Annotated in this window: 17 protein-coding genes; 14 read left to right on the plus strand and 3 right to left on the minus strand. The window is 71.0% G+C overall.

The window, feature by feature from the left end:
* Nucleotides 1-17 precede the first annotated feature (17 nt).
* From QSK39_RS33500 to mmsB, 10 genes are read left to right on the plus strand one after another with little or no spacing between them, the layout of a single operon-like run.
* Complete coding sequence (locus tag QSK39_RS33500) at nucleotides 18-1,511, plus strand: sugar ABC transporter ATP-binding protein (RefSeq protein WP_285481945.1); 1,494 nt, start codon at nucleotides 18-20, stop codon at nucleotides 1,509-1,511.
* Nucleotides 1,508-2,545 carry an ABC transporter permease gene (locus QSK39_RS33505; protein ID WP_285481861.1) on the plus strand — a complete coding sequence of 346 codons (1,038 nt, stop codon included), beginning with the start codon at nucleotides 1,508-1,510 and terminating at the stop codon, nucleotides 2,543-2,545. Before QSK39_RS33500 ends, QSK39_RS33505 begins: the two co-directional genes overlap by 4 nt.
* A complete protein-coding gene (gene yjfF, locus QSK39_RS33510) occupies nucleotides 2,542-3,528 on the plus strand; it encodes a galactofuranose ABC transporter, permease protein YjfF (RefSeq protein WP_285481862.1) in 987 nt (328 codons plus the stop codon). Before QSK39_RS33505 ends, yjfF begins: the two co-directional genes overlap by 4 nt.
* Nucleotides 3,525-7,334: an alpha-L-arabinofuranosidase family protein gene (locus QSK39_RS33515; protein WP_285481863.1), complete on the plus strand. Its 3,810-nt coding sequence runs from the start codon at nucleotides 3,525-3,527 to the stop codon at nucleotides 7,332-7,334. Before yjfF ends, QSK39_RS33515 begins: the two co-directional genes overlap by 4 nt.
* Nucleotides 7,335-7,357: 23 nt before the next feature.
* The gene (araB, locus tag QSK39_RS33520; RefSeq protein WP_285481864.1) at nucleotides 7,358-8,989 is read left to right on the plus strand and encodes a ribulokinase; all 1,632 of its coding nucleotides are present in this window, start codon (nucleotides 7,358-7,360) and stop codon (nucleotides 8,987-8,989) included.
* The gene (locus QSK39_RS33525) at nucleotides 8,989-9,666 is read left to right on the plus strand and encodes an L-ribulose-5-phosphate 4-epimerase (RefSeq protein WP_285481865.1); all 678 of its coding nucleotides are present in this window, start codon (nucleotides 8,989-8,991) and stop codon (nucleotides 9,664-9,666) included. The genes araB and QSK39_RS33525 overlap by 1 nt, the downstream gene beginning before the upstream one ends.
* Before the next feature lie 19 nt (nucleotides 9,667-9,685).
* Nucleotides 9,686-11,194 carry an L-arabinose isomerase gene (araA, locus tag QSK39_RS33530; RefSeq protein ID WP_285481866.1) on the plus strand — a complete coding sequence of 503 codons (1,509 nt, stop codon included), beginning with the start codon at nucleotides 9,686-9,688 and terminating at the stop codon, nucleotides 11,192-11,194.
* A 30-nt stretch (nucleotides 11,195-11,224) separates the two neighbouring features.
* Nucleotides 11,225-12,331: a multiple monosaccharide ABC transporter substrate-binding protein gene (chvE, locus tag QSK39_RS33535; protein WP_285481867.1), complete on the plus strand. Its 1,107-nt coding sequence runs from the start codon at nucleotides 11,225-11,227 to the stop codon at nucleotides 12,329-12,331.
* A complete protein-coding gene (gene mmsA / locus QSK39_RS33540) occupies nucleotides 12,328-13,848 on the plus strand; it encodes a multiple monosaccharide ABC transporter ATP-binding protein (RefSeq protein ID WP_285481868.1) in 1,521 nt (506 codons plus the stop codon). Before chvE ends, mmsA begins: the two co-directional genes overlap by 4 nt.
* A complete protein-coding gene (gene mmsB / locus QSK39_RS33545) occupies nucleotides 13,845-15,065 on the plus strand; it encodes a multiple monosaccharide ABC transporter permease (protein ID WP_285481869.1) in 1,221 nt (406 codons plus the stop codon). Before mmsA ends, mmsB begins: the two co-directional genes overlap by 4 nt.
* 57 nt (nucleotides 15,066-15,122) lie before the next feature.
* Here mmsB and QSK39_RS33550 read toward each other — a convergent pair whose 3' ends face one another.
* A complete protein-coding gene (locus QSK39_RS33550; protein WP_285481870.1) occupies nucleotides 15,123-16,565 on the minus strand; it encodes a DUF1996 domain-containing protein in 1,443 nt (480 codons plus the stop codon).
* Nucleotides 16,566-16,819: 254 nt separating this feature from the next.
* Between QSK39_RS33550 and QSK39_RS33555 the strand changes: the two genes are divergently transcribed.
* Together QSK39_RS33555 and QSK39_RS33560 are read left to right on the plus strand one after the other, a co-directional pair.
* Nucleotides 16,820-17,635: a substrate-binding domain-containing protein gene (locus QSK39_RS33555; protein WP_285481871.1), complete on the plus strand. Its 816-nt coding sequence runs from the start codon at nucleotides 16,820-16,822 to the stop codon at nucleotides 17,633-17,635.
* A gap of 17 nt (nucleotides 17,636-17,652) precedes the next feature.
* Nucleotides 17,653-18,777 carry an acyl-CoA dehydrogenase family protein gene (locus QSK39_RS33560; RefSeq protein WP_285481872.1) on the plus strand — a complete coding sequence of 375 codons (1,125 nt, stop codon included), beginning with the start codon at nucleotides 17,653-17,655 and terminating at the stop codon, nucleotides 18,775-18,777.
* On the opposite strand, the gene glpK (QSK39_RS33565) is transcribed toward QSK39_RS33560, so the two are convergent.
* The gene (glpK, locus tag QSK39_RS33565; protein ID WP_285481873.1) at nucleotides 18,774-20,723 is read right to left on the minus strand and encodes a glycerol kinase GlpK; all 1,950 of its coding nucleotides are present in this window, start codon (nucleotides 20,721-20,723) and stop codon (nucleotides 18,774-18,776) included. The two genes, QSK39_RS33560 and glpK (QSK39_RS33565), sit on opposite strands and share 4 nt — an antisense overlap.
* A 349-nt stretch (nucleotides 20,724-21,072) precedes the next feature.
* Nucleotides 21,073-21,825 carry an IclR family transcriptional regulator gene (locus QSK39_RS33570; protein WP_285481874.1) on the minus strand — a complete coding sequence of 251 codons (753 nt, stop codon included), beginning with the start codon at nucleotides 21,823-21,825 and terminating at the stop codon, nucleotides 21,073-21,075.
* 154 nt (nucleotides 21,826-21,979) lie between these two features.
* Between QSK39_RS33570 and QSK39_RS33575 the strand changes: the two genes are divergently transcribed.
* Both QSK39_RS33575 and glpK (QSK39_RS33580) read left to right on the plus strand, forming a co-directional pair.
* Nucleotides 21,980-22,801: an MIP/aquaporin family protein gene (locus tag QSK39_RS33575; protein ID WP_285481875.1), complete on the plus strand. Its 822-nt coding sequence runs from the start codon at nucleotides 21,980-21,982 to the stop codon at nucleotides 22,799-22,801.
* A 14-nt stretch (nucleotides 22,802-22,815) separates the two neighbouring features.
* Complete coding sequence (gene glpK, locus QSK39_RS33580; protein ID WP_285481876.1) at nucleotides 22,816-24,333, plus strand: glycerol kinase GlpK; 1,518 nt, start codon at nucleotides 22,816-22,818, stop codon at nucleotides 24,331-24,333.
* Nucleotides 24,334-24,343 lie beyond the last annotated feature (10 nt).

A 24,343-nucleotide genomic window follows, 5' to 3' on the forward strand; every position in this document is an offset into this window, starting at 1 on the left:
CCGCCGAACTGCTCACCATGACCGGGATCCGCAAGGAGTTCCCCGGCGTCCTCGCCCTCGACGGCGTCGACTTCCGCCTGTTCCCGGGCGAGGTCCACGCGCTGATGGGGGAGAACGGCGCCGGCAAGTCCACCCTGATCAAAGTGCTGACCGGGGTGTACGGAGTGGACGCGGGCACGATCACCCTCGCCGGGACCGCCGTCGCCTTCGGCGGGCCCGGCGAGGCGCAACAGGCCGGCGTCAGCACGGTCTACCAGGAGGTCAACCTCTGCCCGAACCTGTCCGTGGCGGAGAACGTCTGCCTCGGCCGGGAACCCCGCCGCTTCGGCCGCATCCAGTGGGGCCCGATGCGGCGGCGGGCGGAGGAGCTGCTGGCCCGGCTGGACGTCCACGTGGACGTCTCGGCCGAGCTCGGCACCTGCTCGATCGCCGTCCAGCAGCTGGTCGCGATCGCCCGCGCCCTCGACGTCGAGGCGCGGGTCCTGGTGCTCGACGAGCCGACGTCCAGTTTGGACACCGGCGAGGTCGAGCAGCTGCTCGAGGTCGTCCGGTCTCTGCGTGAGCAGGGGCTGGCGATCCTCTTCGTCTCCCACTTCATCGACCAGGTCTTCGCCGTCGCCGACCGGATGACCGTGCTGCGCAACGGAAAGCTGATCGGCGAGTACCGCACGGCGGAGATCACGCCGGTCGAGCTGGTCACCAAGATGATCGGCAAGGAACTGCGCGTCCTGGAAACGCTCGAGGACTCCGGGCCCACGCGGGCCGAGGTCGCGGACGCGCCGGTGCTCCTGTCCGCGGAAGACCTCGGTCGCAAGGGTGGCGTCGAGCCGTTCACCCTCGACATCCACGCCGGGGAGGTCGTCGGGCTGGCCGGGCTGCTCGGCTCCGGGCGCACCGAGCTCGCCCGGCTGCTCTTCGGCGCCGACCACGCCGACACCGGATCCGTCCGGGTCGACGGGGAGGCCGCGAACCTGCGCACCCCGCGCGCCGGGCTCGACCACCGGATCGCGTTCTGCTCGGAGAACCGCAAGACCGAAGGCCTGGTCGAGGAACTGACCGTCCGGGAGAACATCGTCCTGGCGCTGCAGGCCTCCCGCGGCTGGGCGCGGCCGCTGACCCGGCGCCGCCAGGACGAGATCGCGCGCAAGTACATCGAGACGCTCGACATCCGCCCCGCCGACCCCGAGGCCCTGGTCGGCAACCTCTCCGGCGGCAACCAGCAGAAGGTGCTGCTGGCGCGCTGGCTGATCACCGAGCCGCGGCTGCTCATCCTCGACGAGCCGACCCGCGGCATCGACATCGGCGCCAAGACCGAGATCCAGCGGCTGGTCACCCAGCTCTCGGCCGAGGGGATGGCCGTCGTGTACATCTCCGCCGAGCTGGAGGAGGTGCTCCGGCTGAGCCACCGCGTCGTGGTGCTGCGCGACCGGAAAGTGGTGGCCCAGCTGGCGAACCAGGCGCTCACCGCCGACGACATCATGGCCACGATGGCCGAGGGAGCCGTCTCATGACCAAGCACCGGTTGTTCTGGCCCGTGGTGGCGTTGCTGGCGCTGCTGGTGGGCGACCTCATCGCGAGCCCGGCGTTCTTCTCGATCGAGCTGCGCGACGGTCACCTCTACGGGAACCTCGTCGACATCCTGAAGAACGGCGCCCCGCTGATCCTCATCGCGATCGGCATGACGCTCGTCATCGCCACCCGTGGCATCGACCTCTCGGTGGGTGCGGTCGTCGCGATCAGCGGATCGCTGGCGTGCCTGTGGATCGCCGACCACCCCGACGGCGTGGGCGCGACGCTGGTCGCGGTCGGGCTGGCGCTGGGCCTGTCGCTGGTGCTCGGGGTGTGGAACGGCTGGCTGGTCGCCGCGCTGGGCATCCAGCCGATCATCGCCACGCTCATCCTGATGGTCGCCGGGCGCGGGATCGCGCAGCTGATCTCCGGCGGGCAGATCATCACGATCAACTCGGCCCCCTACGAATGGATCGGCAGCGGGTTCGTGCTGACCCTGCCGAGCGCGATCCTCATCGCGCTGGCCGTGTTCGTGCTCGCTTCGCTGCTGGTCCGCCGCTCCGCCCTCGGCCTGCTCGTCGAGGCCGTCGGCGGCAACCCCGAGGCCAGCCGGCTGGCCGGCCTGCGGGCGGCCCGGCTGACCTGGCTCGTCTACGTCTTCTGCGCGCTGTGCGCGGGCATCGCCGGGCTGATGATCAGCGCGAACGTGCACAGCGCCGACGCCAACCACGCCGGGCTGTTCATCGAGCTCGACGCGATCCTCGCTGTCGTCGTCGGTGGCACGCAGCTGACCGGCGGCCGGTTCTCGGTCGGCGGCGCGGTGATCGGCGCACTGCTCATCCAGACGCTGACCACCACCGTCTACGCCCTCGGCATCCCGCCCGAGGCGATCATGCTGTTCAAGGCCGTGGTCGTGCTGGCGGTCTGCCTGCTGCAGTCGCCCGCGTTCCGCCGCAAGCTCCGGCGGCGCCGGACTCCGCGGGCCGGGGACCCGGCACCCGCGTCCGCTCCCGAGAAGGTCGAGGTCACGGCATGACCACCCTCGCGCGCGTCCGCGGTTACCGGCCGCGGCAGCGGCACCTCCCGATCCTCGCCACGATGGCGCTGCTCGTCGGGGCCTACATCTTCGGCGCGGCCAGCTACGAGGCGTTCGGGTCCGGGCAGGTCGTGCTCGACCTGTTCATCAACAACGCCTTCCTGCTCGTGGTCGCGGTCGGGATGACGTTCGTGATCCTCACCGGCGGCATCGACCTGTCCGTCGGGTCGGTGGTCGCACTGTCCACAGTGATCTCCGGGGACCTGCTGCAGAAGCACGGCTGGCCCGCGTACGCGGCGATCGCGGTGGTGCTGGTGGTCGGCGCGCTGCTCGGCGCCGGGATGGGCGCGCTCATCCACTTCTTCGAGATCCAGCCGTTCATCGCGACGCTGATCGGGATGTTCTTCGCCCGCGGGCTCTGCTACACGATCAGCACCGAGGCGTACTCGATCGACAACCCGACGATCGCCACCCTCGCCCAGACGCAGATCCCGCTGGGCGGCGAGCTGCACATCTCGATCAGCGTGGTCGTCGCGCTGGTCGTCGTCGCCGTCGCGGTGTACGTGCTGGCCTTCACGCGGTTCGGGCGCACGGTCTACTCGATCGGCGGCAACGCGCAGTCCGCGATGCTGATGGGCCTCAAGACCGGCCGGACGAAGATCGCCGTGTACACGATCAGCGGCTTCTGCTCGGCCCTCGGCGGGCTGCTTTTGGTGCTGTACAAGTCCTCCGGCGACCCGCTCAACGGCGTCGGCCTCGAGCTGACCGCGATCGCCGCGGTGGTCATCGGCGGCACCATCCTCACCGGCGGCTCCGGCTACGTGCTGGGCACCGTGCTCGGGATCATGGTGCTGGGCATCATCCAGACGCTGATCACCTTCGACGGCACCCTCAACTCCTGGTGGACCTCGATCATCACCGGCGCCCTCCTGTTCGTCTTCATCGTCCTGCAACGCCTCGTGACGCGGGGGAGCCACCGATGACCCCGGGTTTCCGGCGCCTCCTGGCCGTGCTCGCGGCCCTGACCTTGTTCGCCGCCCTGCCCGTCACGGCCGCCGCGGCCGACCCTGACCCGGCCCTGGCCGGGCACTGGACGTTCGACGAAGGCAGCGGCACGACCGCGGCCGACACCGCGGGGGAGCACCCCGCCACCCTGAACTCCGGCGCGGGCTGGGGCCCGGGCATCCGCGGCGGCGCCCTGACGACCGACGGCGCGAGTGGGTTCGCCGACGCCGGCGCTCCCGTGCTGGACACCACGAAGAGCTTCTCCGTCAGCAGCTGGGTCAAGCTCGACAAGATCTCCGGCTACCAGACGTTCGTGAGCATCGACGGGAACCAGGTCAGCACCTTCTTCCTGCAGTTCCGCGACGACTCGCGTCGCTTCGCCTTCACCCGCCTCGCCGGGGACGCGCCCGCCGACGGTGTCGTCGCCTCGGCGAACTTCGACCCGGTCGTCGGCCAGTGGTACCAGCTCACCGGGGTGTTCGACGCGGCGGTGTCAACGCTGTCGTTGTACGTGGACGGCACCCGGCAGGCCGCGGTGTCCGCGCCCGCCGGCTGGGCCGGCACCGGCCACCTGGTGATCGGCCGCGGCAAGTACGGCGGCAACCCGGTGGACTACGTCGACGGCACGATCGACGACGTCCGCGCCTACTCCGGCGCGCTGACCGCGGCCGACGCCGCCCGCCTGGCCATCGCCGGGCACTGGACCCTCGACGAGGGCACCGGCACCACCGCGGCCGACGACTCCCTCGACGCGCGCACCGCGACCCTCACCGGCGGCGCCGCGTGGGGTGACGGCGTCGTCGGCCCGCACGGCGCCGCCTTCAACGGCACCGACGCCGCCGTCGAAGCCCCGGCCCCGGTCGTCGACACCGCACAGAGCTTCTCGGTGTCCGCGTGGGTGAAGCCGACCGCGGCCACCGGTTTCCGGACTGCCGTCAGCGTCGACGGCTCGACGATCAGCGGCTTCTACCTCCAGCGCACCGCCGACGGCCGGTTCGCCTTCACCCGCCGCGCTTCCGACGGCGACACGGCGTCGTCCGCGGCGGTGTCCACCCTGCCCGCCCAGGCCGACCAGTGGCAGCACCTCGTCGGCGTCCACAACCGGGCGGCCGGCACGCTTTCCCTGTACGTCAACGGAACCCTGCAGCAGAGCGTCCCGTTCACCACGCCGTGGACCGCCGGTGGGCACCTCGTCATCGGACGCGGGAAGTGGGCCGGCAGCCCGGCCGACTGGTTCGCCGGGGGAGTGGACGACGTCCGCGCGTACCCGACGCCGCTGACCGCGTCCGCCGTCGCCGCCCTGGCCGCGAGCGGGTCGTGGCACTTCGACGAGGGCACGGGCCCGGTCGCCCGGGACTCGAGCGCGAACGCTGCCGACGGCACGCTCCGCGGAGCGACCTGGACCGCGGGCGCGGCGGGCAAGGCCGTCCAGCTCGACGGCAAGTCCACTGTGGACATGGGCACCTCGCCCGCGTTCGACACCGGGACCGGCTCGCTCTCCCTGGCAGCGTGGTTCCGCACCACCGGGGACGGCACCCTGGTCGATCACGGCGACGGCTATGCCCTCGGCGTGTCCGGCGGCAAGCTCACCGCGCGGATCGGCACGATCCAGGTGACCACCAGCGGTGGCGGCCTCGCCGACGGCAACTGGCACCACGCCGCCCTCGTCCTCGATCGCGCTTCCCAGCGGCTCACCGTCCACGCCGACGGCGACGCGGCCGCGGTCACCAGCACCTGCGGCACGCCGACAGGCACGACCCTGGACGTCTCCGCCTGCCCGGCGTCCGGGAACAGCGCGGCGGCCTTCACCGTCGGCGCCGGGTTCACCGGCGCGGTCGACGAGGTCGAGCTGCGCCGCTTCCCGCTCACCGCGGCCCAGGTCGGCACCCTCGCCGGAGCGAACCAGCTGGCGGTCGACGCCAACGTCGTCCGCGCCAACACCCGCGCGACCACCTACGGCTCGATCCTCGAGGACATCAGCCACTCCGTCGAAGGCGGGCTGTACGCCGAACTCGTCCGCAACCGCACCTTCAAGGAGGCCTACCAGCGCGGCAGCGGCGCGGGCGACACCCCGGTCCCGTACTGGTCCCTGCTCACCTCCGCCGGCGCGACCGGGACGTACGCGATCGACACCGCGACCCCGCTGAACCCCGCCCTCGACCGGTCGCTGAAGCTGCACGCCGACGCCGTCCCGGCCGGTGGGCGCGTGGCCGCCGCCAACGTGGGCTACTACGGCAGCGCCGCCAAGCCGTCCACGAAGTACACCGGCAGCTTCTTCGCGAAGGGCACGTGGACCGGTGCGGTCCGCGTCAGCCTGGAGAAGCCGGACGGCACCGTGCTGGCGAGCAAGGACCTCCAGCCTCCCGGCGCGGCGTGGGCGCAGCAGACGTACAGCTTCACCACGCCGTCCACCATCACGACGTCCACCGACAACCGGATCGTCGTGTCGCTGGTGAACAAGGGGAAGAAGGCACTTGCCGGGGAGGCATGGTTCCAGCAGGTGTCCCTGTTCCCGCCGACGTTCAAGAACCACGGCGTCCGCCTCGACCTCGGGCAGAAGCTCGCCGCCATGAAACTCGGCCTCTTCCGCGTCCCGGGCGGCAACTACCTCGAAGGCAGCACCGTCGACACGCGGTTCGCGTGGAAGAACACCATCGGTAAGCCGGAAGCGCGGCCCGGCCACCAGAACACCGCGTGGGGCTACTGGTCCACCGACGGCTTCGGCATCCTCGACTACCTCAAGCTGGCCGAGGACATCGGCGCCCAGCCGCTGCTCGCGCTGTTCGCCGGCTACACCCTCGACGGCCGGCACGTCAGCCAGGCCGACTACCCGCAGTACGTCCAGGAAGCGCTCGACGAGATCGAGTACGCCATCGGCGACGCGTCCACGACGTGGGGCGCGAAGCGGGTCGCCGACGGGCACCCGGCCGCGTTCGACCTGCACTACGTCGAGGTCGGCAACGAGGACTGGTTCGACGGCTCGGGCAGCTACGCCTGGCGCTTCACCGACATGGACAACGCGATCAAGGCGAAGTACCCGCAGCTGACGGTCATCGCGACGACCGGCGGCCTGCAGGGCGGGGCCGCGTCGAGCACGCCGACCGGGGTGCGCCCGGACGCCGCGGACGACCACTACTACCAGTCGCCGCAGTGGTTCACGGACAACTCGACCCGCTACGACACCGCGGACCGCAGCGGCCCGGAGATCCTCGTCGGCGAGTACGGCGCCCAGGACGGCCGGCCCACCGGCACCCTGGCCGCCGCGATCGGCGAGGCCGCGTTCCTCACCGGACTGGAACGCAACAGCGACATCGTCATCGGCTCGATGTACGCGCCGGTGCTGGTGCACGAAAACCAGGCCGACTGGCCGGTCAACCTGATCGGCCTCGACGCCGGGAGCAGCTACGGCTCGCCCTCGTACTGGGTGCAGCAGATGTTCTCCAGCACGCTCGGCAAGCAGATCGTCACCAGCCGCCTCAGCCAGGGCAGCCCGCTGCGGCAGGTGGTGAACGTGACCACCAAGGCGGGCCGGAAGACGTTCACGGTCAAGCTCGTCAACCCGACCGGGCAGGTACAGACCGCGCGGCTGGCGCTCACCGGCGTCACGGCGGTCGACGGCACCGGGACGCTCACCACGCTCACCGGCGACCCGGCGGGACGCAACAGCCTCGCCGCGCCGACCGCCATCGTGCCGCAGACCAGGGAGATCACCGGGCTGGCGGCGACGTCGAAGCTGACGTTGCCCGCGAACTCCGTGACGACACTCGTGATGACCGGCCGTTGAGCCGTACCGGAAAGGAACCAGAAGTGTCAGCAGACCCTCTCGTCGTGGGCGTCGACTTCGGCACGCTCTCGGGACGTGCGGTGGTCGTGCGCGTGGCCGACGGCGCCGAGCTGGGCAGCGCGGTCTTCGAGTACCCGCACGGCGTGCTCGACGAGACGCTGCCCGCGTCCGGCCGCGCGCTGCCGCCGGACTGGGCGCTGCAGGTGCCCGCGGACTACGTCGGCGTGCTCCGCGCCGCCGTCCCCGCCGCGCTCGCCGACGCGGGGGCGGACCCGGCGGCCGTCGTCGGCATCGCGACCGACTTCACCGCGTGCACCATGGTCCCGACGACCGCCGACGGCACGCCGCTGTGCGAGCTGCCCGAGTTCGAAGCCGAGCCGCACGCCTACGTCAAGCTGTGGAAGCACCACTCGGCCCAGCCGCAGGCCGACCGGATCAACGAGCTGGCCCGCACCCGCGGCGAGAAGTGGCTGCCGCGCTACGGCGGCCTGATCTCGTCGGAGTGGGAGTTCGCCAAGGGCCTCGAGGTGTTCGAAGAGGCTCCGGACGTCTACGCGGCGATGCGGCACTGGGTCGAGGCGGCCGACTGGATCGTCTGGCAGCTGAGCGGGGTGTACGTCCGCAACGCGTGCACGGCCGGGTACAAGGGCATCCTGCAGGACGGCCAGTACCCGAGCCGCGACTTCCTCCGCGAGCTCGCGCCCGGTTTCGAGTCCTTCGTGGCCGACAAGCTCGAACACCCCCTGGGCGCGCTGGGTTCCCGCGCCGGCGGGCTCACCGCGGAGGCCGCCGCCTGGACCGGGCTGCCCGAAGGCATCGCGGTCGCCGTCGGCAACGTCGACGCCCACGTCACCGCGCCGGCGGCGAACGCCGTCGAGCCCGGCCAGATGGTCGCGATCATGGGCACCTCGACGTGCCACGTGATGAACGGCGCCGAACTGCACGAGGTCCCCGGCATGTGCGGAGTCGTCGACGGCGGGATCGTCCCCGGGCTCTGGGGCTACGAAGCCGGGCAGAGCGGCGTCGGCGACATCTTCGGCTGGTTCGTCGAGCACTTCGCCCGGGACGGGCACGAGGAACTCACCCGCCGGGCCGCCGGGCAGGAGATCGGCGAACACGGGCTCGTGGCGTTGGACTGGCAGAGCGGCAACCGGTCGGTCCTCGTCGACCACGAGCTGTCCGGCGTCATCGTCGGCCAGACCCTGGCCACCCGCGCCGAAGACGTCTACCGCGCGCTCCTCGAAGCCACGGCGTTCGGCACCCGCAAGATCGTCGAGACGTTCGGCGAGGCCGGCGTGCCGGTCACCGAGCTGATCATCGCCGGCGGGCTGATGAAGAACGCACTGCTCATGCAGATCTACGCCGACGTCACGAACCTCCCGCTGTCGGTCATCGGCTCCGCGCAGGGCCCCGCGCTCGGCTCGGCCATCCACGCGGCCGTCGCCGCCGGGGCCCACCCGGACATCCGGGCCGCCGCCGCCGCGATGGGCTCGGTCGAGCGCGACGTGTACCGGCCGGTGCCCGCGAACGTCGCGGCCTACGACGAGCTGTACGCCGAATACACGACGCTGCACGACTACTTCGGCCGTGGCGCCAACGATGTCATGCACCGGCTGGCGGCCCGGCGCCGCGCGGTCGCGAAAGGGCGGTCCTGATGTCCCTGACCGACGAAGTCCTCGACACCATCGCCGAACTCCGGGAGACCGTGGCGAACCTGCACGGCGAGCTGACCCGCAACGCGCTGGTCATCTGGACCGCGGGCAACGTCTCGGCCCGCGTCCCCGGCCGCGAGCTGATGGTGATCAAGCCCTCGGGCGTCTCCTACGACGACCTGTCCGCCGACACCATGGTCGTCACCGACCTGCACGGCGAACTGGTCCACGGCGAGCTCGCGCCGTCCTCGGACACCGCCGCGCACGCCTACGTCTACCGGCACATGCCCGAGATCGGCGGCGTCGTCCACACGCACTCGACCTACGCCACGGCGTGGGCCGCCCGGGGCGAGCCGATCCCGTGCGTGCTCACGATGATCGCCGACGAGTTCGGCGGGGACGTCCCGGTCGGGCCGTTCGCCCTGATCGGGGACGACTCCATCGGCCGCGGCCTCGTCGAGACGCTGCGCACGAGCCGCTCCAAGGCCGTGCTGATGCGCAACCACGGCCCGTTCACCGTCGGCCGCACCGCCCGCGACGCCGTCAAGGCCGCGGTGATGGTCGAGGACGTCGCCCGCACCGTGCACAAGGCCTTCGAGCTCGGCACGCCCGAACCCCTCCCACCCGAGGACGTCGACCGGCTCTACGCCCGGTACCAGAACGTCTACGGCCAGCACTGAACCGCTTCCAGGAGAAACGATGACCCGCGCGTCGAAACCCCAGCTCTGGTTCCTCACCGGCAGCCAGGCCCTCTACGGCGAGGAGACCCTCGAACAGGTCGCCGGCCAGTCCCTGCGCATCCAGCAGCTCCTGGCCGCTTCCGGCGGGCTGCCGGCCGAGATCGTCGGCAAGCCGGTGCTGACCGAGGCCTCCTCGATCCGCCGGGTCCTGCAGGAGGCCAACGCGGACGCCGCCTGCGTCGGCGTCATCGCGTGGATGCACACCTTCTCGCCCGCGAAGATGTGGATCACCGGGCTGGACGCGCTGCGCAAGCCGCTGCTGCACCTGCACACCCAGCTCAACGAAGCCCTGCCGTGGTCCACCATCGACATGGACTTCATGAACCTCAACCAGGCCGCGCACGGCGACCGCGAGTTCGGGTTCGTCCAGACGCGGCTCGGCGTCCCCCGCAAGACCGTCGCCGGGCACGTCTCCGACCCGGTCGTCGTCGCGCGGATCGACGCGTGGGCGCGGGCCGCGATCGGCGCCGACCACCTGCGCAACCTCCGGCTGGCCCGGTTCGGCGACAACATGCGCGACGTCGCCGTCACCGAAGGGGACAAGGTCGAGGCCGAACTGCGGTTCGGCGTCTCGGTCAACACCTACGGCGTCAACGACCTCGTCGAGCTGGTCGACGCGGTGTCCGAAAAGGACACAGTGGATTCGCTCGTCGAGCAGTACGCCCAGGACTACGACCTCGTCCCGGAGCTGGCGGCCGGGGGAGCTCGGCACGAGTCGCTGCGGTACGCGGCGAAGATCGAGGCCGGGCTGCGGAAGTTCCTCACCGACGGCGGGTTCGGCGCGTTCACCACGAACTTCGAGGACCTCGGCGGCCTGCGCCAGCTGCCCGGGCTCGCCGTGCAGCGGCTGATGGCCGACGGCTACGGCTTCGGCGGCGAAGGCGACTGGAAGACGTCCGCGCTGCTCGCGGCGGTCAAGGCGATGGGTGTCGGCATCGGCTGGGGCACCTCGTTCATGGAGGACTACACCTACCACTTCGGGCCGGGCACGCCGAAGATCCTCGGCGCCCACATGCTCGAGGTCTGTCCCAGCATCGCCGCCGCGAAGCCGTCCTGCGAGATCCACCCGCTCGGCATCGGCGACCGCGAGGACCCGGTGCGGCTCGTGTTCGACGCCCGGCCCGGGCCCGGCGTCACCCTCGGCCTGGTCGACCTCGGCGACCGGTTCCGCCTGGTCGCCAACGAGATCGAGGTCGTCGCGCCGGACGAGCCGCTGCCCAACCTGCCCGTGGCGCGGGCGGTGTGGGAGCCGGCGCCGTCGCTGTCGACGTCCGCCGAGTCGTGGATCACCGCGGGCGGGCCGCACCACACCGTGCTCACCCAGGCCGTGGGCACCGAAACCCTTCGCGACTTCGCGAACCTGCTCGGTGTCGAGCTGCTGGTGATCGACAAGGACACCACGCCGCACGGCTTCGCCGACCGCATCCGCTGGAACCAGGCGTACTACCGCCTGGCCGCCGGTTTCTGACCCAGGCTTCTGAGAAAGGAAGAAGGAACAATGAAGTTCACCAGAACAATGGCGGGGATCGCCGCCGCGGGGCTCGTGCTGACGTTGTCCGCGTGCGGCTCGAGCCAGAAGACCGCCGACCAGACGGCGGCACCCGGCGCCGCGAGCGCGGCGGGCGGCCTGGTCGGCGTCACCATGCCGACGAAGTCGTCGGAACGGTGGATCCACGACGGCGACAACATCAAGTCGGCGCTGGAGAAGCTCGGCTACAAGGTCGACCTGCAGTACGCCGAGAACGACATCCCGACGCAGGTCAACCAGATCGAGAACCAGATCACCAAGGGCGCGAAGCTGCTGGTCATCGCCTCGATCGACGGCACCGCCATCACCACCCAGCTGCAGGAGGCGGCCGACCGCAAGATCCCGGTCATCGCCTACGACCGGCTGATCCGCAACTCGCCCAACGTCGACTACTACGCCACCTTCGACAACTTCAAGGTCGGCGTCGAGCAGGCGAACTCGCTGGTCAAGGGGCTGGGCGACGGCGCCGGACCGTTCAACATCGAGCTGTTCGCCGGGTCGCCCGACGACAACAACGCGACGTTCTTCTTCAACGGCGCGATGTCCGTGCTCAAGCCCCTGATGGACAGCGGCAAGCTGGTGGTCAAGAGCACCCAGACGGACTTTGCCCGCGCGGCGATCCTGCGCTGGGACCCGGCCACCGCGCAGCGGCGCATGGAGGACCTGCTCACCAAGACCTACACCGGTGGGGCCAAGGTCGCGGGTGTGCTTTCGCCGTACGACGGCCTGTCGATCGGCATCCTCTCGGCGCTGAAGAGCAACGGCTACGGCACCGCCGGCCAGCCGTACCCGATCGTCACCGGGCAGGACGCCGAGGTCGCCTCGGTCAAGTCCATCATCGCCGGTGAGCAGTACTCGACGATCTTCAAGGACACCCGCATCCTCGCCGACACCACGGTGAAGATGGCCGACGCCGTGCTCAAGGGCGGCAAGCCCGAGGTCAACAACACCAAGGACTACGACAACGGCAAGAAGGTCGTCCCGTCGTACCTCCTGCAGCCGGTCACCGTCGACAAGGCCAACTACCAGAAGGAACTCGTCGACTCGGGCTACTACACGGCAGGTCAGCTGAAATGACCGAACTGCTCGGCATGCGCGGGATCACCAAGACCTTCCCCGGGGTCAAGGCGCTGTCGGACGTCACCCTTTCCGTGAACAGCGGCGAGATCCACGCGATCTGCGGGGAGAACGGCGCCGGGAAGTCCACCTTGATGAAGGTGCTCTCCGGCGTCTACCCGCACGGGACGTACGACGGTGAGATCCACTTCGACGGGCAGCGGTGTGAGTTCGGTTCGGTCCGCGACAGCGAGCGGCACGGAATCGTCATCATCCACCAGGAGCTCGCGCTGTGCGGGCAGCTCTCGATAGCCGAGAACATCTTCCTCGGCAACGAACGCGGCAAGCGGGGCTGGATCGACTGGAACCGCACCAACCACGAGGCCGGCGCGCTCCTGCGGCGCGTCGGCCTCGCCGAAAACCCGGTGACCCCGGTGCGGGACCTCGGGGTCGGCAAGCAGCAGCTGGTCGAGATCGCCAAGGCGCTGTCCAAGGAGGTCCGGCTGCTGATCCTCGACGAGCCCACCGCGGCGCTCAACGACGAGGACTCGGCCCACCTGCTGGAGCTGCTGCGCGAGCTGCGGTCCGACGGCGTGACGTGCGTGATCATCTCGCACAAGCTCGGCGAGGTGACCGCGATCGCCGACACCGTCACGATCCTGCGCGACGGCCGCACCATCGACACCCTCGACGCGGCCGGCCTGACCGAAGAACGCATCATCACCGGGATGGTCGGCCGCGACCTCGAGCACCGGTTCCCGCCCCGGGAACCGGACATCGGCGAAGAGGTGCTGCGGATCGAAGACTGGACCGTGCACAGCCCCACCCAGGCCGGCCGGGTCGTCGTCGACAACGCGTCGCTTTCGTTGCGGCGCGGGGAGATCGTCGGCCTCGCCGGGCTGATGGGCGCGGGCCGCACCGAGCTCGCGATGAGCGTGTTCGGCCGGTCCTACGGCAAGGACATCTCCGGGCGGATCCTCAAGCACGGGAGGGAGATCGACGTCCGGTCGGTGCGCGACGCCGTCCGCCACGGCATCGCGTACGCCACCGAAGACCGGAAGCGCTACGGGCTCAACCTGATCGAGGACATCCAGCGCAACGTGTCCGCGGCGGGGCTCGGCAAGCTGGCCAAGCGCGGCTGGGTCAACGAGCACGCCGAGCACGACACGGCCGTCGGGTTCCGCCGCGACCTGCGGATCAAGGCACCGACCGTGCGCAGCGTGACCGGGAAGCTCTCCGGCGGCAACCAGCAGAAGGTCGTGCTGGCCAAGTGGATCTTCACCGACCCGGACGTGCTGATCCTCGACGAGCCGACCCGCGGCATCGACGTCGGCGCGAAGTTCGAGATCTACACGATCATCAACTCCCTCGCCGCGCAGGGGAAGGCCGTCCTGGTCATCTCCTCCGAGCTGCCGGAGCTGCTCGGGCTGTGCGACCGGATCTACGCGCTGTCGGCGGGCCGCATCACCGGCGAGGCGACCCGCGAACAAGCCACCCAGGAACTGCTCATGCAGTACATGACCAAGGAACGGCCATGACCACGACCGAAGCGCGGCCCGACGCGCCCCCGGCCGAGCGCTCCGCCCGGCGGATCTCGATCAACCCGCGCCAGAGCGGCATCTACGTCGCGTTCGCGCTGATCGTGGTCCTGTTCGAGGTGCTCACCGGCGGCGCACTGCTGGAACCGCAGAACATCTCCAACATCATCGTGCAGAACAGCTACGTGCTGATCCTCGCGATCGGGATGATCCTGGTGATCATCTCCGGGCACATCGACCTGTCCGCCGGCTCGGTCGTCGCGATGACCGGCGCGGTGTCGGCGGTGCTGATGGTGAACTGGCACCTGCCGTGGTTCTGGGCGGTGCTGGTCACCCTCGTCGTCGGCGCGGTGATCGGCGCGTGGCAGGGGTATTGGGTCGCCTACTTCGGCATCCCGGCGTTCATCGTGACGCTGGCCGGGATGCTGGCGTTCCGGGCCCTGACCCTGACCGTGCTGGGCAACCAGGGCATCGGCCCGTTCCCGGACGCGATCCGCACGCTGTCGAACGGCTTCACCGACGGCTACCTGGGCAACATCGGCCTCGGGCCGCTGGGTGGCGCCGACCTGGTGTCGCTGCTGGCCGGCGTGGCCGCGGTGGCCGGCATCGCGTTCACCCAGTGGCGCAAGCGTTCGGCGCGGCTGGGCTACGGCCAGGACGTCGACCCGTTCGCGGTGTTCGTGCTGAAGATCGCCGGGATCGCGGTGCTGGTGCTGGCCCTGGTGGTGCAGCTGGCGCGGTTCAAGAACCTGCCGTGGGTGCTGATCCTGCTGGCGGCGCTGGTGCTGGGTTACTCGCTGGTGGCGGGCAAGTCGGTGTTCGGCCGCCACATCTACGCCGTGGGCGGCAACCTGCAGGCCGCGACGCTTTCGGGCGTCAAGGTCAAGTCGGTGACGTTCTGGATCTTCGTCAACATGGGCGTGCTGGCGGCGTTGGCGGGGATCATCTTCGCGGGCCGCCTGAACCAGGCGGGTCCGACGGCAGGCGTGAACTTCGAGCTGGACGCGATCGCGGCGGCGTTCATCGGCGGCGCGGCGGTCCAGGGCGGCGTCGGCAAGGTGGTCGGCGCGATCACGGGCGGGCTGATCATGGCGGTGATCAACAACGGGATGTCGCTGATCGGCGCGCCGAGCGAGCGGGTGATGCTGGTGAAGGGCGTGGTCCTGCTGGCGGCGGTGGCGTACGACATCTGGACCAAACGCCGCGCGGCTTCCTGAACCCTGCCGGTCGTGAGGGGAACCGGGTGCCCGCCCGGTTCCCCTCACGACTACGGGTCACTGCTTGCAGCGCTGACCGCTGTTGATGCACTTGACGACCTGGTTCATCAGCCGCTGGCCCATGACGTTCGCGAAGTCGTCGTGGTCCGAGCGCGGGTTGTGGCTCTCCTGCGGGAAGGCGTCCACTTTGTACTGGCCCTTGACCTGGATGTCGTGCGGGATGTCGTAGACCAGCTTCATCACCAGCTGCGGCACGTTCTTGAACCCCTGCGGGCACTTGCCCTGCTGGTCGGCGAACACGATGTGCGTGCGGTGGTTCGCGCTGTCGATGTTCTTGCCGTCCCAGCAGTTCGGGAAGGCGTGGATGCGCTCGACCCGGCTGCCCTGGGGGCAGATCGGGTAGTGGTCGGTCAGCCGGTCCTCGAAGCCGGTGCAGGTCCAGCTGGGGCGGGCGTTGGCCGGGCCGTTGGTGCTCTGCTTGGCGTCGCCGTAGAGGATCCGGAGGAACTGCGGCATCGCGACGACCTTGTTCGCGCCGCCGCTGGTGAACGTGATCGTCGCCGAGCGGACGCGCTGGATCTCGCCGTCGTTGCCGGCCACCTCGTTCTGGTCGTTGACGCCGGGCAGTTCGGCCGGCTGGCCGGTGCTGTTCTGCCCGCCGTTGTCGAGACCGCCCTGGCCGTTCTGCTTGAGCACGCACGCCGCGAGCCCGCCGAGGTTCGTCGGCTTGGCCGCCCGGCGGCCGATCGCGATGGCGATCCGGTCGATCGTCGCGGCGCGCTTGTCCTTCAGCGGGCCCACCACGGCGTTCTGGATGTCCTGCGGGGTCTTCAGGTCACCCTTGGCGATCCGCGCGTTGGCCTCGTCGATCTGCTTGTCGAGCAGGTCGAGGTTGCGGTTCACCTCGTCCATGGCCTGGTCCGGGACGTCGGGGAGCTTGCTCGCGACGTCCGGGCAGTCGACCTGGCTGCTCGCCTTGTCGCTCGCGCTCCCGGCGCGGTCCGGCTGCGTGGCGGGCGGGTTCTGCTCTTCCTCTTCGCCGGTGTCGATGCGGACGACGGGCCAGAAGTAGGCGGACTTGTCGCCGTTCTTGCAGGTGGTACCGGCTTTCGCCAGGCTCTTGTTGTTCGAGTCGGCGTTCGTCGAAAGGTTGCCGACGTAGTCGTGCAGGTGCTGGGCGCCGTTCTTGATGCCGGGCTGGGCGATGAAGTTGTCGGGGTTGAAGTGCTGGTTTTCGTTGCGCCCGCAGTCCACGGTGAACGTGCCGCGCGCACCCTTGCCCTGCAGCGCCTTGTTCACGTTAACACCGGCTGGCACCTTCGCGATGTCGAGGAAGAACGACGCGTCGGCGGGATCCGCGCTGGCCTCGCCGGTGCGGCCGGCCGTGGTCGCGACGACGATGCCGCCGACCGCGAGCGCGAGGGCGAGACCGCCGGTCGCGATCTTGGTGCGGCGGCTGATGCGATGTCTGCCCGTGGCGGGGGAGGTTTTCCGGGGCATGGTCACCTTCTTCGGTTTTCCGGGCACGACGGAGTGCATCTGCGTGCCCGATGGGGAGGCGCGCGGAACCCGGGGGAGTGCCACCGCGGGGCGCGGGAATCGGGGAACCGCGCCTGGTGTCACTGGTTCCGGCATTGGCTGAAACGGCTCCGGTTCGAGGCCGGTTCACCGCGTCCTACTCGCGTTACCGTTTCGTTATTTATGGAAAGTGAAGGAAGTTCACGTCTGCCCGTGTGATCGTTAACATCGGCGCCATGCCCGTGGACGACGCAGGTCCCCTCCGCACCCCGGTCCGGCAGGGCACGCTCGGGGTGATCGCCACGGGAACCGCCGCGTCGGGGCCGGTCCTCAACGGATTGCGCGCCGCCGCCCGGGAAGTCGGGTACGCCCTCGTCGTCTTCAGCGTGCCGGGGCGCGGCCGCTCCGCCGTACCGGCCGCGGTGGCCGGCCTGCGGCTGCAGGGCGTGGTGGGCATCGTCCTGCTCGACCCGCACCTGTTCGCCGAGCACCCGCCGGTCGTCGGCGTCCCGCTCGTCCCGGCGGCGGCCGCGGACCAGTACGACGGCGCGAGGCGGGCCACCGAGCACCTCCTCGAAATGGGCCATTCGACCGTCTGGCACGTCGGCGGCCCGGAGGACGCGCCGATCGCACGCGCCCGCGAGCGCGGCTGGCGCGAGACCCTGGAGCGGCACGGCGCGGACGTGCCGCCGGTGGTCCGCGGCGACTGGTCGGCGCGGTCCGGCTACCGGGCCGGGCAGTCGCTCGCGGTCGAAGTCCGGATGTGCGCGGTGTTCACCGCCAACGACCACATGGCCCTCGGGCTGCTCGCGGCGTTCGCCGAAGCCGGGGTGCGGGTCCCGCGCGACGCCCACGTCGTCGGCTTCGACGACGTCCCCGAGGCGGCCTACTTCGCGCCCCCGCTGACGACGATCCGCCAGGACTTCCTCGCGGCCGGCCGGCAGACGCTGGTGGTGCTCACCGCCGCGATCGACGGGGTGGTGCCGCTGCCGCGCACGACGGTCGAGGCCGAGCTGGTGGTGCGGGAAAGCAGCCGTCCGTCGGTGTCCTGACCGGCTACCCTGGCCGGATGGCGCCAACCTGGGGGACTTCGCCGGCCTTCGACGCAGCGCTGGCGGAGGTGGCGCGCCGGGCCGGGGAGTTCACCCGGCGGCGGCACGTGCCGCGGGACGTCGTCGACAAGTTCCGCCTCGCCGGCTTCTACCGCGCGAGCACCCCGAAACGCTTCGGCGGTGACGCCCGGCCGCCCGCGGAGTTCCTCCGGATGGTCGAGCGGATGTCCGAAGTGGACGGATCCGCCGGCTGGGTCGCGAGCTTCGGCTCGTCGGGCGTCTACCTCGCGGCGCTGCCCCCGGAGACGCAGGAGCGCCTCTACGCCGACGGCCCGGACCTCGTCTTCGCCGGCGCGCTCTTCCCCGTGCAGCCGGCCGAGGAGGTGCCGGGCGGGTTCCGCGTCCGCGGGCAGTGGCGCCTGGCCAGCGGCTGCCTCGCCGCCGACTACCTCGGCGTCGGCATCGGGACGGGCGGCGCGGGCCGGCCGCGCACCGCGGTCCTGCCGGCGGCGCGGGCCGAGGTGGTCGAAACCTGGGACGCGGTGGGGATGCGCGGCACCGGCAGCCACGACCTGCGGGTGGACGACGTCGTCGTGCCGGCGGAGTGGACGTTCGTCCGCGGCGGCGGCAGCACGATCGACGAGCCGCTCTACCGTTACCCGGTGCTCGCGTACGCGTCGCAGGTGCTCGCGGTGGTCAACCTCGGCATCGCGCGGGCGGCGCTGAACCACGTGACGGCGTTCGGCGCGGGCCGCACCGGGCTGACCGGCGGCCCGGTGCTCGCCGACCGCGCGTACGCCCGGATCGCGCTCGCGAAGGCCGAAGCGGACCTCCGTTCGGTGCGCGCGTTCTTCTACGAGGCCACCGAGGAGGCCTGGGAAGCGGCGTCGGCGGGAACACCGGCCCCGGAGCAGGTGAGCCTGCTGCGCCTGGCGGCGGCGCACGCGGCCCGCGTCGGCTTCGACGTGGTGCGCGCGGCGTACACGCTGGGCGGCACGTCGGCGATCGAGGCGGACCACCCGCTGCAGCGCCACCTGCGCGACGCGGCGGTGGTCCCGCAGCACGCGTTCCTGACGGAAGGCATGTACGACGCCGCGGGCGCGGTCTTCCTGGGCGCGCAACCCTTCCCCGGCTACCTCTAGAGCGTCAGGCGGTCGCCGAGGGCGCGGATGTGGTCGGCGTTGCCGCAGCCGAGGTCGAGCTGGCGGCGGCGCTCCGCCACGAACGCGCGGCCCAGGCCCGTGCGGTCCGATGTGGACATCGTGCGGCGCAGGTCGTTGAGCAGCCCGCGTTCCTCGCCGCGGACGTGCGCGTCCACGATGTTCTCCAGGCGCAGCAACGTCTTGTCGAAGTCGCTTTCTTCGAGGACCGCCAGGAGGTCGCCGGCGAACGGGACGCCGGGGGAGTCCGGGCGGACGATCCGCTCGGTCGCCGTCGCGTGGGCGACCAGCAGGGCGGCCAGCTCCGCGACCAGGGCCGGGCGGTCGGCCTCGGTGTTGCGCAGGTCCCGGAACAGCTGCTCGAACCGGCGGTGGTCGGCCAGCAGCACCTCGACCAGATCGGACCCGGGCGGGGCCGCGGCCGGGCCCGGGCGCATCCACCCGAACGTCAGCTCGACCGCCTGGCGCCAGTGCGCGTATTCGGAGTCGCGGCGGGCCGGGTCCATCGCGGGCAGCCACTGCCCGGCCCGGTGCCAGTTGCGCCGCAGCCCCTCCAGGTCCGGCCAGTACCCGACCGACAGCCCGGCCGCGTACGCCGCGCCGAGCGACACCGTCTCGGCCACCATCGGGCGGACCACCGGCACGTCGAGGACGTCCGCGATGCACTGCATCAGCAGGTTGTCCGCGGTCATCCCGCCGTCGACCTTGAGCGTCTTCAGGGCCAGGCCCGAGTCGGCGTTCATCGCGTCGACGACCTCGCGGGTCTGCCAGCCGGTCGCCTCCAGCACCGCCCGTGCCAGGTGGCCCTTGGTGATGTACGACGTCAGCCCGGCGATCACCCCGCGGGCCTCGCTGTGCCAGTGCGGCGCGAACAGCCCGGAGAACGCGGGGACGATGTAGCAGCCGCCGTTGTCCTCGACCGTCCGGGCGAGCGTCTCGATCTCGGGGGCGCTGCCGATCAGTTCGAGGCCGTCGCGGAACCACTGGACCAGCGACCCGGTGACGGCGATCGACCCTTCGAGGGCGTACACCGCCGGCTCGTCGCCGATCTTGAAGCCGACGGTGGTGAGCATGCCGTGGGTGGAGAGGACGGGCGTCGAGCCGGTGTTGAGCAGCAGGAAGCTGCCGGTGCCGTACGTGCACTTCGCCTCGCCGGGCGCGAAGCAGGTCTGGCCGAACAACGCGGCCTGCTGGTCGCCGAGCGCCGCCGCGATCCGGATGCCGGGCACGACCCGGGACGTGGTCCCGTAGACCTCGGTGGAGGAGCGGATCTCCGGGAGCATCGCGCGCGGGACGTCGAAGAAGTCGAGGAGCTCGTCGTCCCAGTTGAGGGTGCGCAGGTTCATCAGCATGGTGCGCGAGGCGTTGGTGACGTCGGTGATGTGCACGCCGCCCTCGGCGCCGCCGGTGAGGTTCCAGATCAGCCAGCTCTCGATGGTGCCGAAGAGGACGTCGCCGCGTTCGGCGCGTTCGCGCAGGCCGGGCGTGCGTTCGAGCAGCCAGCGGATCCGCGGCGCGGAGAAGTAGGTCGCCAGCGGGAGGCCGCACAGCTGCCGGACGCGGTCGGCGCCGGGTTCGCGGGCCAGCTGTTCGAGCATGGCGTCGGTGCGGGTGTCCTGCCAGACGATGGCCCGCCCGATCGGGTTGCCGGTGTGCCGGTCCCAGAGGACGGTGGTCTCCCGCTGGTTGGCGATCCCGAGGCCGACGACCTGTTCCGCGGTGGCGCCGGCGTCGGCCAGGGCCTGGGGGACGATCCGCGAGAGGTTCCGCCAGATCTCGACGGCGTCGTGCTCGACCCAGCCGGGGCGCGGGAAGTGCTGCTGGTGTTCCCGCTGCACGACGGAGACGAGCCGGCCGCGCGCGTCGAACAGGATGCACCGGGTGGAGGTGGTGCCCTGGTCGACGGACATCACGTACCGCTGGACCACGTGCCCACCTCCTTCGGATCGGGCTTGCCCGGGGCCGCCGGCGCGGGATCGGGCAGGGGCGCGGTGCGGCAGGCGCGGCCGGAGCCGTCGTGCGTGGTGCAGCCGGGTCGCCCGACCGGGCCGGCAACCGCCCGGCTGCGAGCGGGCGTGGCGCCGCCGGCCCGGACCGCGCGGTGGGCGGGTGCCGGGCGGCGTTCGGGTGCGGTGCTGCCGGCTCCGAGGGCACTGCCGGCGGGCTCGCGTGTAGCTGGGCCGGAGGTGCCGCACGCGGGGCGGCCGGTGACCACGGTGCCGCGACCGGCTCGCCGCAAGGCCCCGGGGCGTCGTGGGTTCATGCCGGGTCCCTCCCTCACCATCGGGACGCGCCCAGGTCCCGCGAAACCGCGCGCGCCGCGTCGCGGACGTGGCCCAGCAGCCGGGGGTTGGGGCTGCCGTCGTGCTCGCAGATGCGCTCGACCGCTCCCGACACGCCGATCGCGCCGACCACGATGCCGCCGTGGCCGCGGATCGGGGCCGCGATGCCCGCCTCGCCGGAGATCATCTCGCCGTTCTCCTCCGCCCAGCCCGCCTCGCGTACCTTCGCACACGCGCGCTTGATCGCCGTCTGGGTGACCAGCGTGCGGCGCGTGTACGGCTCCGGCGTCGCCTTCAACGTCGTGTCGTAGGCCAGCAGGACCTTGCCCAGCGCCGTCGCGTGCAGGGGCAGCAGGGTACCGACGTCCAGGGTCTGCAGGCTGTCGTCCGGGCGGAACACGTGGTGCACGACCAGCACCCGGCCCTCCAGCGGCGCGCCGATCCGGACCGCCTCGCCGCTGCGGGACGCCAGCGCGTCGGCCCAGTTGATCGCGCGGGACCGCAGCTCGTTGACGTCCAGGTAGCTCGTTCCCAGGTGCAGCAGCGTGGCCCCGAGCTGGTACTTGCCCGTGTCGCGGTCCTGCTCGACGAACCCGACGCCCTGCAGCGTCCGCAGGATGCCGTGGGCCGTCCCCTTGGCCAGTTCGAGGGATTCGGCGATCTCGCCGACCCCCAGGCGACCCGAGCCGCGCGCCAGCAGCTTGAGGATCGCGGCGGCGCGCTCGATGGACTGGATCGGACCCGGCACGCCGGTGACCCTAGCCCGACCGGCTCCGATTCGACAATGTCGAACATCGTCCCCGCGCGTTCGACAATGCCGACCCGGCCGCGTTGACCGGGTGTTTTCGCGAACTTAACTTTCACTCACCAGGGGGAATGAATGGTCCTTTGTGGAGGAAGCAATGGTGCGAAACCTCAAGGCCCACGGACTCGCCGGCGAGATGGCCGCCGAGTTCGTGGGGACGATGATCCTCATCCTGTTCGGGTGCGGGGTGGTGGCGCAGGTCGCCGCCGCGGGCATCGGGGACCACGACAGCATCGCCTGGGCCTGGGGCCTCGGTGTCACGCTCGGTGTCTACGTCGCTTCGCGGATCAGCGGCGCGCACCTGAACCCGGCCGTGACCGTCGCCCTCGCGGTCTTCAAGGGCTTCGAATGGCGCAAGGTCGCCCCCTACGCCCTGGCCCAGACCGCCGGCGCGTTCCTCGCCGCGCTGCTCGTGCGCTGGAACTACACCGAAGTGCTCAATGCCAAGGACCCCGGTCTCACGATCAAGACCCAGGGCGTGTTCTCCACCCTCCCGGGTAACGGCACGCTCCCGGTGGGTGACTGGGGCGCCTTCCGCGACCAGATCATCGGCACCGCGATCCTCGTCCTGGTGATCTTCGCCATCACCGACCTCCGCAACACCTCGCCGGGCGCGAACCTGGCCCCGGTCGTCGTCGGCTTCCTCGTCGTCGCGATCGGCATGGCCTGGGGCACCAACGCCGGCTACGCGATCAACCCGGCCCGCGACTTCGGCCCGCGCCTGGCCTCCTGGCTGACCGGCTACGACACGGCGTGGTCCGACCAGTACGGCTTCCCCTACTGGTGGATCCCGATCGTGGCGCCCGTCGTCGGGGCGGTGATCGGCGGCGGGATCTACAAGTTCCTCATCGAGCGCCACCTGCCCGCCGGGGACCCGCTGGACGCCATGCCCGCCAAGGACTTCGAGACCGCCGCCTGAGAAGGAGCACGACCATGCCGGACTTCGTCGGTGCCGTCGACCAGGGCACCACCAGCACCCGCTTCATGATCTTCGACCACGGCGGTAACGAGATCGCCCGCCACCAGCTCGAGCACGAGCAGATCCTGCCCAAGCCGGGCTGGGTCGAGCACGACGCCACCGAGATCTGGGAACGCACCCGCTCGGTCATCGCGACCGCGCTGAACAAGGCCAACCTGACCGCGGGTGACCTCGCCGCGCTCGGCATCACCAACCAGCGCGAGACCACCGTCGTGTGGAACCGCCGCACCGGCCGCCCGTACCACAACGCGATCGTCTGGCAGGACACCCGCACCGACCGGATCGCCTCCGCATTGGAGCGCGAGGGCAAGGGCGACGTCATCCGCCGCAAGGCCGGCCTCCCGCCCGCGACGTACTTCTCCGGCGGCAAGCTGCAGTGGATCCTCGAAAACGTCGACGGCGTGCGCGAAGACGCCGAGCTGGGTGACGCCCTCTTCGGCACCACCGACTCGTGGCTCATCTGGAACCTCACCGGCGGCCCGGACGGCGGCGTCCACGTCACCGACCCGACCAACGCGTCGCGCACCATGCTGATGGACCTCGAAACCCTCGACTGGGACGACGAGCTGCTGTCGTTCTTCGGCGTCCCGCGGCAGATGCTGCCGAAGATCCGGCCGTCGTCGGACCCCGGCTTCTTCGGCACCACCCGCGCGGACGGCCCGCTCGGCGGCGAGGTGCCGATCACCGGCGTCCTCGGCGACCAGCAGGCGGCGACCGTCGGGCAGGTCTGCTTCCGGCCCGGCGAGGCCAAGAACACCTACGGCACCGGCAACTTCCTGCTGCTCAACACCGGCCACGAGCTGGTTCGCTCGAAGCACGGCCTGCTCACCACCCTGTGCTACCAGTTCGGCGACGACAAGCCGGTGTACGCGCTGGAAGGGTCGATCGCCGTCACCGGGTCGGCCGTGCAGTGGCTGCGCGACCAGCTCGGCATCATCAGCGGCGCGTCGCAGAGCGAAAGCCTGGCCCGCCAGGTCGAGGACAACGGCGGCATCTACTTCGTCCCGGCGTTCTCGGGACTGTTCGCGCCGTACTGGCGCTCGGACGCCCGCGGCGCGATCGTCGGGCTCACCCGCGCCACGACCAACGCTCATCTGGCGCGGGCGACCCTGGAAGCGATCTGCTACCAGACCCGCGACGTCGTCGAAGCCATGCAGAACGACTCGGGCGTCACCCTCGACGTGCTGCGCGTGGACGGCGGCGTCACCGCGAACGAGCTGTGCATGCAGCTGCAGGCGGACATCCTCGGCGTCCCGGTGTCGAAGCCGGTCGTCGCCGAGACCACCGCGCTCGGCGCCGCCTACGCGGCCGGGCTGGCCGTCGGCTTCTGGCGGTCGACCGACGAGCTCGAGCGGAACTGGAACGAGGACAAGCGCTGGCAGCCGTCGTGGACGGAAGAACAGCGTGCCGAGGGCTACGCGGGCTGGCAGAAGGCCGTCGGCCGGACGCTCGACTGGGTGGACGTCGAATGAGGGCCGTGGA

The organism is Amycolatopsis sp. NBRC 101858 (assembly GCF_030269325.1).
Taxonomy (GTDB): domain Bacteria; phylum Actinomycetota; class Actinomycetes; order Mycobacteriales; family Pseudonocardiaceae; genus Amycolatopsis; species Amycolatopsis ponsaeliensis.

Coding starts and splice junctions, on each gene's coding strand:
- QSK39_RS33500 (WP_285481945.1), top strand. CDS start 18: ATGACCGGGATCCGCAAGGAGTTCCCCGGCGTCCTCGCCCTCGACGGC.
- QSK39_RS33505 (WP_285481861.1), top strand. CDS start 1,508: ATGACCAAGCACCGGTTGTTCTGGCCCGTGGTGGCGTTGCTGGCGCTG.
- yjfF (WP_285481862.1), top strand. CDS start 2,542: ATGACCACCCTCGCGCGCGTCCGCGGTTACCGGCCGCGGCAGCGGCAC.
- QSK39_RS33515 (WP_285481863.1), top strand. CDS start 3,525: ATGACCCCGGGTTTCCGGCGCCTCCTGGCCGTGCTCGCGGCCCTGACC.
- QSK39_RS33525 (WP_285481865.1), top strand. CDS start 8,989: ATGTCCCTGACCGACGAAGTCCTCGACACCATCGCCGAACTCCGGGAG.
- araA (WP_285481866.1), top strand. CDS start 9,686: ATGACCCGCGCGTCGAAACCCCAGCTCTGGTTCCTCACCGGCAGCCAG.
- chvE (WP_285481867.1), top strand. CDS start 11,225: ATGAAGTTCACCAGAACAATGGCGGGGATCGCCGCCGCGGGGCTCGTG.
- mmsA (WP_285481868.1), top strand. CDS start 12,328: ATGACCGAACTGCTCGGCATGCGCGGGATCACCAAGACCTTCCCCGGG.
- mmsB (WP_285481869.1), top strand. CDS start 13,845: ATGACCACGACCGAAGCGCGGCCCGACGCGCCCCCGGCCGAGCGCTCC.
- QSK39_RS33550 (WP_285481870.1), bottom strand. CDS start 16,565: ATGCCCCGGAAAACCTCCCCCGCCACGGGCAGACATCGCATCAGCCGC.
- QSK39_RS33555 (WP_285481871.1), top strand. CDS start 16,820: ATGCCCGTGGACGACGCAGGTCCCCTCCGCACCCCGGTCCGGCAGGGC.
- QSK39_RS33560 (WP_285481872.1), top strand. CDS start 17,653: ATGGCGCCAACCTGGGGGACTTCGCCGGCCTTCGACGCAGCGCTGGCG.
- QSK39_RS33575 (WP_285481875.1), top strand. CDS start 21,980: ATGGTGCGAAACCTCAAGGCCCACGGACTCGCCGGCGAGATGGCCGCC.
- glpK (WP_285481876.1), top strand. CDS start 22,816: ATGCCGGACTTCGTCGGTGCCGTCGACCAGGGCACCACCAGCACCCGC.